The sequence below is a fragment of the Dyadobacter jiangsuensis genome (assembly GCF_003014695.1).
GTDB classification, from domain to species: domain Bacteria; phylum Bacteroidota; class Bacteroidia; order Cytophagales; family Spirosomataceae; genus Dyadobacter; species Dyadobacter jiangsuensis.
Genome location: NZ_PYAS01000010.1, coordinates 18,173 through 32,474, shown reverse-complemented (window position 1 = coordinate 32,474; position 14,302 = coordinate 18,173). Strand labels below are relative to the sequence as shown.

Genomic DNA, 14,302 nt, shown 5'->3' with positions numbered 1-14,302 from the left:
TTTCCTTAATTCCGGCGGGAATATCGCTGGCTTTCCGGCAAAACGTTGCGCGCGATGAATTATCGGCCTTCTATTAAATAGCCTGCGGCGAAAAAGCGGTTTTAGTAAGGCAATAAGCGCTAAGCACAAACAGGGATAAAAATCGATTACTCATCGCTTTCCGCCGGGTGGTAAATAGATTTCCTTGCGACGCGAGGGATGTCGAAAATTTGGCGGAAGGATGTATACGTCCGGCCGATAACCTTAAACCCAAGTTTATGACACAGCGCGTAAAGTCACCCGTTTGGGCTGTTGTGCTCCTGCTGATTTGTCTGATTTTACGATTCTGTGATTCCTGGCTGTTCGGAGAAGAAAATGCGAAGAAGAATTTTCCCCATTACCAGCGCTTCCGGCCCTCGCTATATCGAAGAGTGCAGCCCCATGTAACTGATGATCAAATGAAAAAGAGAACACGGACAATCGATTCATTGGGTAGGGCATCCTACTTTTTCCGGTAGGCGGCAATCTTCGCATACAGCTCAGCCGGAGAGAACGGCTTGCTGATGTAGTCATTCATCCCCACGGTAAATGCAATGTCTTTAATATCCATCATGGCAGAGGCGGTGAGCGCGATGATGGGCAGCCGCTGGTACTTTTCGCCGGGGAGCTGGCGAATATGCCGGGTGGCTTCATAGCCGTCCATTTCAGGCATTTGAAGATCCATGAGTACGAGGTCGTAATCGTTGGCCTGCACCTTTTCGAGGGCAACCAGGCCGTTTTCGGCGAGGTCGTATTTGACATCCCATTGTCGCATGAAGTTCTTCATCAGTAGGACGTTGATGTTGTTGTCCTCTACAATGAGCAACTTCATGCCGTTCAGATTGAAATGGTTGGCCGGGGCGCCGTTGGATTGCTCGGTAAGGTGTTTTTTGCTGATCGGAAACGACAGGCTGAAATAGAAGGCCGACCCACTGCCGGGCTCGCTTTCGACGTGGATCCGGCTGCTTTGCAGTTCCAGGAGCCGTTTGGTAATCGTCAGGCCGAGGCCCGAGCCGCCGTATTTACGGGTTGTATCTGAAGTGGCCTGCGTGAAGCTGTCGAATATGTTTTCAAGTTTTTCGGGCGGTATGCCGATGCCGGTATCTTCGACACGGAAGTCGATGGCTACCCGGCCGTCGTGCCGCTCGGCAATCGCCGCAGAAATGGTCACTTTGCCACTTTCGGTGAATTTCACGGCATTACTGACCAGGTTGGTCAGGATTTGTCCTAGGCGGGTGGGATCGCCTACCACGGTAATATTGACATCATTGCCGACTTTCAGTTTCAGCATGATGCCCTTTTCATTGGCCTTCTGCAAAATGCCCGACCGGATGTTTTCAAGCAGCGAAAGAACATTGAAGTCGACCTCCTCGAATTCGATCTTTCCGGCTTCTATTTTGCTGAAATCCAGAATGTCGTTGATCAATACCAGTAGGTTTTCGGCCGAGAATTTGAGGATATTAAGATACTCCATTTGCTCCGGCTTCGGGTTCTGTTGCAGCAGCAAATGCGTAAACCCGATCACTGCGTTCATAGGTGTCCGTATCTCGTGGCTCATCGTCGAAAGGAACTGCGATTTTGCGATCCCCGCCATTTCGGCCTGCTCTTTGGCTTTGATCAGCTCCTGCTCCGTTTTCTTCTGTTCGTCAATATCCATGATCGCGCCGTAGAGCTTCGTTACCCTGCCGGCTGCATCTGTAAATGGTTTTCCGATGGCATGGATGAATTTGACCTGGCCGTTGGGCAGGACGATGCGAAGGTCGAAGCTCGCAGGTGCAAGGTGGTTGATCGCATCACGGATATGCGACTTGTATAGCGGCATGTCCTCGGGGTGGATCATGTTCGAAAACAGCTCGGTTTCGGGCCCGGTACTGCCTGGTTCAAGACCAAAAATGCGGAATGCCTCGTCGGACCAGTAATTCTGGCCGGTAACCAGGTCGGCTTCCCAGCTACCGCTGTGCGTAAGCTGCTGGGATTCGGCGAGCATCGCTTCGTTGCGGCGGATCAGTTCTTCGGCACGTTTCCGGTGGGTGATGTCGTGCCACACCACCAGCAGCACCTTTTTGTTGCTGATCAGCACCGGATTGAGCGTCACTTCCACCGGAAATTCCTCGCCGTCCATTCGCTTGTGGATCCATTCGAAGCGGTTGTACCCGTTTTCATAAGCCAGCCGGTCCATTTCCACGGATTTTTCGGACGAACGCCGACCGTCTGGCTGGAATTTGGGCGAAAACCTGGCGGGGTGGATCGAAAGCAGCTCGCTTTTGTTTTTGCACCGAAGCATTTTCACCGCAGCCTCGTTACAGTCCATAATCCCGGTTTCATCCAGCAGCAAGTGTGCGTCGGTAGAATACTGGAATATCACGCTCAGCTTTTCTTCCACGATCTTCCGCTGGGTGAGATCCTGCAAAACGCCGTCCAGCCTGCCCGGCTGCTCCCGCTGCATGACGTCGTCGTGAATATCGCTCACAGAACCAACCATCCTTTCAGGCTTGCCATTCTCGAACCGTACCGTACCGCGGCATTCGAAATAGCGGTAGCCGTTATGTTTCGTTCTGAGTCTTACGTGAACCAGGTAAGGAACATTGTTTTCAAATTGCTCGCGGATGGCGTCGGCGACGATCTGCTTGTCGTCGGGATGGACTAGTATTTCGGTAAATGCTTCATATCCAGTTGGTATTTCGCCCGGCTGATAGCCGAGTAAGTCAAAGAAACGGTCCGACCAGACCTGCTTATCCGTTGCGAAAACCCAGTCCCATATCCCCGCATTGATACCGGCAATGACCATGTCTAGCGATTCAGGGGAGAACTTGGACTGCATATTGGATATATAGAATTAATTCGTATAAAATTAAGACAATTTCCGAATCTCAAAACCCTTAAAAGAACTTTGCCTACTCTTTTCCAAAATTCTTTGTGCCGAAAACTTTTTAAGCGGTAAGAATGGATCTGTTGGTATTCTGCCGCTGCCCGCGTAAATTGGTGGGCATTGAAATGGCGAAAACCTGTATATGGACGCAGAAACGGATGCGTTGAGACAACGCATTGAAGAACTCGAGGCGGAATTGGACAAGGCCCGGCTGGGTCATACCGGCGGAGGTGATACACTCGCATCTATACAGGAAATGGAAGGTCGCTTTCGCGCGATTGCAGATACGGCGCCAGTGCTGATCTGGCTCTCCGGCCCCGACAAGCTTTGCTATTTCTTTAATAAAGGCTGGCTTGATTTCACAGGCCGCACGATGGAGCAGGAGCTCGGAAATGGCTGGGCCGAGGGCGTCCATCCCGACGACCTGGAAAGATGCCTGGCTATTTACATTTCACATTTCGATGCGCGCAAGGAATTCAGTATGGATTACCGCCTGCGCAGGCATGACGGCCAATACCGGTGGATTTCCGATAAAGGTGTGCCCCGCTACACTTCCAATGGCACTTTTATCGGGTATGTCGGCGGCTGTATGGATATTCATGATCAGATCATGTTTTCGGAGCAGATGGAAACGCAGGTCGAGGAGCGGACCCGCCAGCTGAAACACTCGGAGCAATTTCTGCAATCGATCCTGAACACGGCCGGAAACAGTATTGCTTCCTATGAGCCTGTACGCAACCCGGATGGCCGGATCATGGATTTCCGCATTGCTTATTCCAATGAGGGCCGACTGGTGCCAGGCACGGCGGCGGACGGGCGTATTGCGGGAAAAACGTGCCGGGAGGTGTATCCGGGCATTTTCAGGAATGGCGTGTTTGAAAAGTTGGTAAAATGCCTTGAAACCGGTCAACCGAATCATTACCAGATCGATGTGAGGAAGGACGGCAATATAGTCTGGTATGAAGCTTCGGTTGAAAAACTCAACGACAGCGTGACCGTAACCACGCGGAATATCTCCGAGGAGCTCAAATCCGACCTGCAACTCAAAGACCTGAACCGGCAGCTGGCGATACAGAACTCGATTTTCAAGCATTCGGAAGAGAACGCCAACATCGGCAGCTACGCATGGAATGTAGCGACAAACGAGCTCGAATGTTCCGATAATTTATACCGGCTCATCGGTTACCAGCCTCAGGAGTTTATTCCTTCTTTTGAACAGTTCCTGTCATTTCTTCATCCGGAAGACCGCCACCAGGCGATCCGCGACGGCATCCGGGCCTATGAAACCAAGGTAATTGTGCAAAATATCTACCGGGTTATCGCCAAAAATGGAGATGTGAAGCATTTCCGGCTGAGCGGGAATTTCATCCGGGAAGGGGAGAACCATCTGATGATCGGCGCATTACAGGATGTGACCAAGGATAGTGAGCTCAGCGATGCCCTGCACAAAAAGAATATGGAGCTGCGCCGGAACAACGAAGAACTGGCGTCGTTCAGTTACGTGGCCTCGCACGATTTGCAGGAGCCGCTGCGCAAAATCCGCGCATTCAGCAGCAGGATCATGGAAAAGGAATCCCAGCATTTTTCAGAAAGCACGAAGGATTACTTTGCACGCATTATTGCGGCGTCGGTACGGATGCAAAAGTTGATCGAGGCATTGCTGAGTTATTCGGGAACGAGCGGGGTTAATTTCAAGTTTGTGGAAACCGATCTTAACAGCATTGTGGACGAGGTAAAAAGTGACCTGGAAGAGCTGATTACGGAAAAAGATGCCGTCGTGGAAGTCCAACGCTTGCCGATTTTGTCCGTGATTCCCGTCCAGTTTCATCAGCTGATGCAAAACCTCATCGGGAATGGTATCAAATACAGCAGCCCGGATCGTAACCCTGTGGTGCGAGTAGGATATGATATGGTGGAAGACAATGACGGCCAGGGAACTTTCTGCCGGATCAGTGTTACCGACAACGGTATCGGGTTCGATCAGCGTTACGAGAACCGGATATTCGACCTTTTTCAAAGGCTGCATGGAAGGAATGAGTACGAAGGTACAGGTATAGGCCTTGCTATCTGCAAGAAAATCGCCCAGAACCACCATGGCTACATTACCGCCGAAGGGACGCCAGGCGTAGGCTCGGTTTTCCACGTTTACATCCCAACCAATGTGGTACAACAGTGACATTTGAGTGGAAAGTTGGATATGTCGGTGTCTGGATTGTAAAAATCGGATAATCTGGTACTAAATGCGGCCTTCCTGAAAGTTTCTCTTTCAAAACCTTGCGTTTTAATTCTCAATAAGTTTACTTTGTCTATCATATTTATAGACTATATAAAATGACTTGCCCGATTAACCACCAGTCCGGCAAAAACATTTGTCCAAAATTCGTATCGTACCTATGAAAGCGAAAGATGTACTTCTTATCCTATCTTCGGAGCTATCGGTGCCTGTAAGGCCGGCTTACGAGAGGGTGGTGGTTTCTAATTGTCCCCGTATCACAGCTCTGTGCTGTTCCTGTTGTTGACCCCTGACGATCTTCTGAATATTCAGTAACCCGCTGATCCGCATATGAGGCGTATGCAGATCATGAACTTCCCGCGTATGCGTACCATTCAGGCATGGCCTGCTCGTGGCTGCGTATATGCATGAAGGTGAGCCCTCTTGTGCCTCGAGTATCCATTTTATTCACCACAAATAATGATCAGACATCTATTCCGCCTGTTCTTGCTGACGGGCTTGGTATTCACAGGTTTTTACCGTGCCTCGGCGCAGGACGCCATTACGGGCGTGGTAAAAGACGAGTCGGGGCAGGGATTGCCCGGCGCGACGGTAGTCGAGAAAGGTTCCGCCAAATATGCTTTGACGGACATCGACGGCAAATTCAGTATTCCGCCCGCCAAAGAGTTTCCGTTTACATTGCAAATCAGCATTACGGGCTTCCAGCAACAGGAAATCGAAATTTATGAACAACCTACCGAGGCCGTGGAAATCGTTTTGAAAACCGCCAATTTGCTCGACGAGGTCGTGGTGGTAGGATATGGCGAGCAGAAACGGAAGGATATTACGGGATCGGTGGCTTCGGTTCCGATCGAGATCAAAAGCCAGCCGGTTGCGTCTGTTGAACGCCTTTTGCAGGGCTCCGTTGCGGGTGCGGTCGTAACGCAAACCTCCGGGCAGCCGGGCGGGGGCGTGAGTGTGCAGATACGCGGGAATAACTCCATTACGGCCGGTAGCGATCCGTTATATGTAATCGATGGTTTTCCCGTCAATAACGACTATGGTGTGACGGACGCCGGTGTGACCGACGGTTCGAAGATCAACCCCCTTTCTTCGATTAACACGGCCGATATCGAGAATATCGACGTGTTGAAAGATGCCTCTGCGACAGCCATTTATGGCTCTCGCGGTGCGAACGGGGTTGTTATTATCACTACCAAAAGCGGTGCCAAGAATAAATCCTCTGTTAATTACGATGCCTATTACGGTTCGCAGAAAGTGCTTCGCACGATCCCTTTGCTGAATGCAGCTCAATGGTGGCAGCTCCGAAAAGACGCAGCGGCCAACTCCGGCAAAACCGTTTCCATCCCGACCATCGCAGGCTATTCGCTCGATACAACCGGCGCAGGTACCGACTGGCAGGATGCCGCATTCCGCAGTGCATCCATTCAGAGTCACAACCTTTCCATTCTTTCAGGATCGGATAAAACGAAGCTTGCGATTTCGGGTAACTATTTCAAACAGAATGGTATCCTGCAAAACACCGACTTCCGCCGCTTCTCAGCGCGCATTAACCTGGATCACCAGTACAACGACCGGTTCCGCATTTTCACCAGCCTCAATGCAAGCAACACCAAAGCGAATGTAGCACCCACGGCGATCGTAGGTAACTTGCTGCTCACGCCTCCCGCGCTGCCAATTTATCAGGACAACGGCACATTTGTAGTAAACAGTCCGTTCGAGTCGGCATTGCAGAACCCTATAAACTCGCTATACAACCAGCTGAACGAAACCATTACCAACCGTTTCCTAGGAAATGTTTCGGGTGAATACACCATTGCGGATGGTTTGAAAGCCAAGGTCCTCATCGGTGCCGATGTGGTGGGCAACAAGCAGAACCGTTACCTGCCAAGTACTACATCGGAAGGAGCGGCATTGAGCGGCGACGCTATCGTGGGTTCGGTATTTACGACCAACTGGCTGAACGAGAACACGATCAACTACGATAAGGAGTTAAATGAAAAGAACAAAATCAATGCAGTAGCGGGTTTTACAGCACAGGTTTCGCAAAGCAAAGGCGCTATCGCCGAAGCAGCGGGTTTTGCAACGGATGCTTTTGAATATAACAACCTGGCGACTGGTATCACTAACATTGCCCCGCGTTCATTGGCTAATAAATGGTCGCTGGCTTCCTATCTGGGCCGTATCAACTACATTTTCGACGAGCGTTACCTGTTTACAGTGACATTCCGCGCGGATGGTTCTTCCAAATTCGGTAGCGGCAACAAATGGGGGTACTTCCCGTCGGCGGCGATCGGCTGGAATGTGAATGAAGAGAAATTCTTCCAGCGTTTCAAAAAAATCAGCCTGTTGAAACTGCGCCTGAGCGCCGGACAGACGGGTAATCAGAACATTCCTGCCTACCAATCCCTGTCGCAGCTGAGCTATTTCCGCTACAACTTCTCGAACACAACCGTGTCCGGCTTTGCGCCGAATACGGTTCCTAACCCGAACCTCGGCTGGGAGAAAACGTTCCAGACCGACTTTGGGATCGACCTTGGTTTGTTCAAAAACCGCATTAACATTATCGCAGACTACTATTACAAGAAAACCACCGATCTGCTCCTGACCCGCACTGTACCAGGTACTTCCGGTCTGTCGGACTTCTACAATGGCCAGGCTTCGGTGGTGTACCAGAACATCGGTGCGGTTTCCAACCAAGGTATTGAGTTGTATATCAATTCAAGAAATACGGAAGGTGCTTTCAAATGGAACACGATCTTTATTGTTTCTAAAAACACCAACAAAATCCTGAGCCTTGGCGACGGTGTAGACCAGATTATTCCCGTCATTTCAGCTCCTTCGATCGCGAAAGTGGGTTATCCGCTAGGCTCGTTCATCGTTTATAAAACGGATGGCATTATCCAGGAAGGTGACGCTCCATTGACGCCGCAACAAAACAAAAGCCCCGGCGGCCAGAAATACAAGGATATCAACGGTGACGGCGTGATTACACAAGCTGGCGACCGCGTGGTGATCAAAAACCAGCCGGCATTGACAGGCGGTATTACCAACACGTTCAACTACAAAGGCTTCGACCTGACGATCTTCTTCCAGGCGTCACTGGGTGGCAAGCTTTACAATGCCAACCGCGCGAACCTTGAATTGGGAACGGGTTACACCAATGGCTCGGACGTGCTCCTGAACCGCTGGACGCCTGCCAACACCAACACCGATGTAAAAGCAGCCTACCAGGATCCCGCGATCACCATTTCGGACCGTTTCATCGAAGACGCGACTTACTACCGTCTGAAAAACCTCTCGTTCGGCTACACATTCCCGAAAGAGCTGCTTTCGAAGCTGCGTATCGAAAACCTGCGTGTGTATGTATCGGCGCAGAACCCGAAAACCTGGACGAAATACACCGGTTTCGACCCCGAAGTGAGCTTGAATGGCCAGTCGCTGATCAACAAGGGCGTAGATCAGGGCGTGTATCCTAACAACAAATCTTACCAGGTGGGTCTGTCCCTCACATTCTGATAACCACCATTCCAAAATTGATTGAAATGAAAGCATTTAAATATATTCTGTTGGGTTTTACGGCATTCGCGTCGCTCTCGTGCGAGGAGTTTCTGAAAGAAGAACCCGAGGCGTTTTTGTCGGAAGACCAGTACTACAAAACACAAGCCGATGCCGTTAACGCGGTGAATGCCGTGTATTTCTTCCTGAATTCGGGCGGATCCTCGGTGCAGACGCCTTATAATACGCTGTTCAATACCGGGATGAACATGGCCGGTGACGACGAGGATCCGGGACCTGGCGCGACGAACCCCGATGTGCGCTCGCTGTCGGTACTGGCGCATTCGTCGACTAACCTCCGGATTTACGAGCTCTGGCAACAGCACTATGCGGCGATCAAAAAGGCTAATGTGGTGTTGGAAAAGGTGCCTGCTATCCAGTTTGATGATGCGTTGAAAACCCGTTTACTGGGCGAAACGAAGTTCCTGCGGGCATTGTATTATTTCAACCTCGTGCGCCTTTACGGCGACGTCCCGCTGATCCTCGAATACCAGAAATACGTGAATGCGGCAGATTATGCGATCGCTAAATCTCCTTCTGCCGACATTTACGCGCAAATCGAGAAAGACCTCACCGAAGCCGCATCGGTGCTCCCGGCTACGTATGCGTCGCCCAACGTAGGGCGCGCGACAGCGGGAGCGGCCAAGGCATTGCTCGCGAAGGTGTACCTGACGCAGGCCTCATTGCCGTTGAAAGTGAGCGCGAAGTACCAGTCGGCGGTGAATAAGGCCGAGGAAGCATTGTCGGCTGCGGATGGCGGAACGGGCAATTACGGTTATGACCTGGTTGCCAACTATGCCGAGGTTTTCCTGCCCGCATTCAAAAACAACAAAGAGCACATTTTCTCGGCGCAGTTCAAATCCAACTCACTGGCCCAGGGTAACAACGAGTGGCCACGCTCGATCCTCTCAGGTGTGCCGGGCCTCAATGGCAACTATGCGCATATGGTGCGGTACTACACGCAGGGTAATGACAAGTTTTTCAGCATTTACAAATTGTACTCAAAAGGCGACAAGCGCCGTGATGTGACGTTCGTGAGAAGCTTTACCAGCCCATCGAACGGTCGTAAATACGCACTTCCCATCGCGAATGCGGCGGTACCGAACGATTCGACGCCATTCTGGAACAAATGGGCTGATCCCGCTTCCACTGCAGTTACCAACCAGTCGGCAGCCAACGTGCCTATTATCCGCTATGCCGAGCTGCTGCTGATCCACGCGGAGGCCGAAAACGAGGCGAACGGTCCGACGGTGAAGGCGTATAAATCACTGAACAAAGTCCGCAAACGCGCTGGCTTGGCCGACCTGACGACCGGCCTCACCAAAGACCAGTTCCGCGATTCAGTATACCTCGACCGCCGCCTCGAACTTACTTACGAGTACCAACGCTGGTTCGACCTGATCCGTCAGCGCGACGCGAACTACAACAGCACATTTGTGGCCAATCAGCAGAAAGTGGGCAAAACCAATGCGGCGCCGAAGCACGTCTACTATCCGATCCCGCAATCGGAGATCGATAACAACGCACTGTTGAAGCAAAATCCGCTTTGGGAGTAGCATCAGGTTTGTAATCTGTTGGAATTGCATATTGAATGAATAAGAATACTTCCTTTTGGATCCGTCTCGTCTGGGCATTGGCAGCGATTTCGCCGGTGCCCGGATTGGCGCAAGAGCAGTCCGAAAAGCCCAACATTGTGCTGATATTGGCCGATGATATGGGTTTTTCGGACCTGGGAAGCTATGGCTCTGAAATACATACCCCTAACCTTGACCGGCTCGCCCACGAGGGGCTGCGCATTACCCAGTTTTACAATAGCGGCCGTTGCTGCCCCTCGCGTGCGGCCCTGCTCACGGGCCTGTACCCGCACCAGGCGGGCGTAGGCGACATGGTGCAGGACAAGGGCACGCCGGCATACCAGGGATATCTGAGTAAAAACAGCGCCACCATTGCGCAACTGCTCAAAACGGCTGGTTATAACACCATTGTTTCGGGGAAATGGCATGTGGGGCTGGTACCCTCAGCCTGGGCGGTCAACCGCGGGTTCGACCAGTCGTTTACCCTGCAAAACAATGGCAGCAGCTATTTCAACTCCGAGCCGCTTTACAATGACGGTCGTACGGTCACTTTTCAATTGAACGGCCGCCCAATACAGCGGTACGACACTTCACGCTATCTCACACAAGCCATTACAGATTTCGCGGTCCAATCGATTGACCGCGTGAAGGATCAATCCAACCCATTCTTTTTATACCTGGCCTACAATGCACCGCACTGGCCGATACAGGCGTTGCCGGAAGACATTGCCCGTTACAAAGGGAAGTATTTGCAGGGCTGGGATGCATTGCGCGAAGCCCGCTACCGAAAGCTGGTCGATTTGGGCATTATTCAAAAACAATGGAAACTATCGCCGCGCTATGAAAAGGCGCCGGAATGGAATGCGCTGTCGGCAGCGGAAAAAGACCATTGGGATACCCGTATGGCGATTTATGCCGCGATGATCGACCGGATGGACCAATGCATCGGCCAAGTGCTCGACAAAGTAAAAGCCATCGGCCGGGAACGGAACACGCTCGTGCTTTTCCTGTCCGACAATGGCGGCAGCGGCGACACTGTGCGGGAATGGAGTTATGTAACCCAAAAAACAGGAGAGCCCGGCTCGGTGCATTCAATCGACAGCTACGACCCGCCCTGGGGCAATGCGAGCAATACGCCCTTCAAACTTTTCAAAAAGAACACCCATGAAGGCGGTATTGCTTCCCCATTTATCGCCTGGTTTCCGGGAAAAGTAAGCGGCAATACATTAAGCACGCAGGTAAGCCACATTACTGATGTAATGCCCACGTTGTTGGAATTGGCGGGCGTTCATTATCCTGAAATGTTTGGAAGTGAAAAGCTTACTCCGCTTGCCGGCCGCTCGTTAGCCCCATTATTCCAAAACCCGCAAGCCGCCCGGCCTAAAACCATTTTCTGGGAGCACGAAGGCAGCCGCGCGGTACGCAAGGCCGATTGGAAACTCGTAGCGGAAATAAACCAGCCGTGGGAATTATACGATCTCAAAACCGACCGCAGCGAGAACCATAACCTCGCGCACCGGTATCCGCAAAAAGTGAAGGAACTGGAAAAGGAATATCTCGAATGGGCCGCGAAAGTGGGTGTAGTGGATTGGAATACGATCAAATAGGAATTGGATAGGGATTTAAAATACATTCAAAAACAGTTTGTTATGAAAAAAATATATCGTCCGTGGACTCAATTATCGCTCGGTGCATTGGCTGTGCTGGCGGCGAGCGGTGTGCAGGCCCAATACGCACCGACGCCCGCTTACCAGGGTAAAATTGGTAAGACAGTAGCTGAAACGCAGCAATCGTGGCCGGAGAAGAAGAAGGCCGCAAAAGGTTCACCGAATGTCGTCTGGATCTTGCTGGACGATATCGGCTATGGCGCCATCAGTACCTTCGGTGGGCTGATCAACACGCCAACGCTGGATAGTCTGGCGAACAACGGTTTGCGTTATACCAATTTCCACACCACCGCCATTTGCGCACCTACACGTGCATCGCTACTCACGGGCCGCAACCAGCACTCGGCGCACATGGGGCTTTTCCCCGAAACCGCTATTGGCACACCGGGTTACGACGCGCTCATCCCGTTTGAGAAAGGCACCATTGCCGAAATCCTGAAAGACAATGGCTACAATACATTTGCATTGGGCAAATGGCACATTACCCCCCTGGCGGACCTCACGCCGGCCGGGCCGTTCAACCGCTGGCCGACCGGACGCGGCTTTGAGCAATTCTACGGGTTCCCGTCGCGCGGGAGCATCGACCAGTGGCATCCGGAGCTCTGGGAAGGCACGCACCGCGAGCCCGACCGGCAGGATGGCAGGCATTTTAACGAGCTGATCGCGGATCGTGCCATCAGTTACCTCGCCGGTCAGAAATCGGGGAATCCGGACAAACCGTTTTTCCTGTATGTGGCAACGGGCGCGGGCCATGCGCCGCATCAGGTGGCTAAGCAATGGTCGGATAAATACAAAGGCAAGTTCGACGCGGGCTGGGATGCCTACCGCGAGCAGGTGCTGGCGAATCAGATCAAATTGGGGGTAGTTCCGAAGACGGCCAAAGTACCCCCGCGAAATCCGGGAGTGAAAGAATGGAACGCGCTCGGTGCCGAGGAGAAAAAGCTGTATGCACGGTTTATGGAAACCTACGCGGGCTTTTTGGAATACACTGACTATGAAATTGGCCGGGTGATTAACCATATTCGCGAAACCGGCGAACTGGACAATACGATCGTGATCGTGTCGGTAGGCGACAATGGAGCGAGCAAGGAGGGGACATTTGTAGGTACGGTCAACAACTTCGGAAGCGGTATTTCGGAAGAAGAGCGTTTGAAAAAGAATATCGAACAGATTGACCTGATTGGTACCGAGTTTTCAAAAGTGAATTATCCGCTCGGCTGGGCTGCCGCCACCAACGTGCCGTTCCGTCATTGGAAGCAAGATGCGAACTCCGAAGGGGGCACGCATAACCCGCTCATTGTTTTTTATCCCAAAGGCATCAAGGAAAAAGGAGGTATCCGTAACCAGTACGGCCATGTTTCGGATATTTTGCCAACCACACTGGAGCTGCTGAGCATTAAAGCTCCGGTTGTACTCAATGGTATTAAACAAGACCCTATCGAAGGTACGAGCCTCGCATACAGCCTCAACGACGCTGGCGCCAAAAGCCGCCATACGGTTCAGTACTACGAAATCCGCGGTTCCCGCTCTATTTATAAGGATGGCTGGAAAGCCGGGTCCCTGCATGTAAAAGGGCAGGATTTTGAAAAAGACCAATGGGAGCTCTATAATTTGAACGAGGACTTTAACGAAACCAACGACCTCGCGACGGCTAACCCGGCGAAGTTGAAGGAGCTGAAAGCATTGTTCGATAGTGAGGCTTTGAAATACAATGTGTATCCGTTGAAGGATGGTACCGAGCCATTTACATTGCCTACGGCCTATAACAATGTGGATAAGGTGGTGCTTTACCCCGGCCAATCGACGATTATTGACGTGGCGAGCCCGTTTGCATTGAAACGGTCGTTTTCAATCGTTGCGGACGCTGTACTGTCGGGCGTGGAAACGGAGGGTGTGCTGCTGTCGAGAGGCGGTGCGGCCGGCGGATTAAGCTTTTTCATCCAAAACCAGAAACTGCAATTTGTATACGCAGTGGGCGATGGCAACAAATATGTGGTGAGTTCATCGAATGCGACATTGCCTGCGGGTAAAGTGGAGCTGAAAGCCAGTGTGCAATATGATCAGAATGGTGGCGGAGTGGTGAGCTTGTATGTCAATCATGCGAAGGTAGGAGAGGGTACGCTGGCCAAAACTTCGGACGCATTGTATTTGCACGAAGGCGTGAATGTCGGTTTCGACGATTTGACTCCGGTAGGAGATACTTATAAAGTGCCTTTTGGATTTACAGGGAAGATCAATAAGGTAACCATTGATCTCGCACCGGCACAGCAGGCTTCTTTGGGAGCGAAGTAAGTGGTTTTTGATTTGTTGTTACATGCCTGACGGCATTTGCTGAATGGCGTGTAACACATTTGCTACCAATATTACATGCCTGGCGGCATTT

The 14,302-nt window shown here is 51.6% G+C and carries 6 protein-coding genes; 5 read left to right on the top strand and 1 reads right to left on the bottom strand.

Annotated elements, in window-relative coordinates:
* Positions 1 to 481: 481 nt before the first annotated feature.
* The gene (locus CLV60_RS20335) at positions 482 to 2,839 is read right to left on the bottom strand and encodes a PAS domain-containing protein (protein WP_106597222.1); all 2,358 of its coding nucleotides are present in this window, start codon (positions 2,837 to 2,839) and stop codon (positions 482 to 484) included.
* Positions 2,840 to 3,029: 190 nt separating this feature from the next.
* Between CLV60_RS20335 and CLV60_RS20330 the strand changes: the two genes are divergently transcribed.
* The 5 genes from CLV60_RS20330 to CLV60_RS20310 all read left to right on the top strand — a co-directional run bounded on the left by CLV60_RS20330 (position 3,030) and on the right by CLV60_RS20310 (position 14,211).
* Positions 3,030 to 5,063, top strand: a complete 2,034-nt coding sequence (locus CLV60_RS20330; protein ID WP_106597221.1) for a PAS domain-containing sensor histidine kinase — start codon at positions 3,030 to 3,032, stop codon at positions 5,061 to 5,063.
* A 516-nt stretch (positions 5,064 to 5,579) separates the two neighbouring features.
* Positions 5,580 to 8,639: a SusC/RagA family TonB-linked outer membrane protein gene (locus CLV60_RS20325; RefSeq protein WP_106597220.1), complete on the top strand. Its 3,060-nt coding sequence runs from the start codon at positions 5,580 to 5,582 to the stop codon at positions 8,637 to 8,639.
* 26 nt (positions 8,640 to 8,665) lie between these two features.
* On the top strand, positions 8,666 to 10,234 hold the full coding sequence (locus tag CLV60_RS20320) for a RagB/SusD family nutrient uptake outer membrane protein (protein ID WP_106597219.1): 1,569 nt from the start codon (positions 8,666 to 8,668) through the stop codon (positions 10,232 to 10,234).
* Positions 10,235 to 10,269: 35 nt separating this feature from the next.
* Positions 10,270 to 11,859 carry an arylsulfatase gene (locus CLV60_RS20315; RefSeq protein WP_106597218.1) on the top strand — a complete coding sequence of 530 codons (1,590 nt, stop codon included), beginning with the start codon at positions 10,270 to 10,272 and terminating at the stop codon, positions 11,857 to 11,859.
* A 42-nt stretch (positions 11,860 to 11,901) separates the two neighbouring features.
* The gene (locus CLV60_RS20310; protein WP_106597217.1) at positions 11,902 to 14,211 is read left to right on the top strand and encodes an arylsulfatase; all 2,310 of its coding nucleotides are present in this window, start codon (positions 11,902 to 11,904) and stop codon (positions 14,209 to 14,211) included.
* The last annotated feature ends 91 nt before the right edge of the window (positions 14,212 to 14,302 follow it).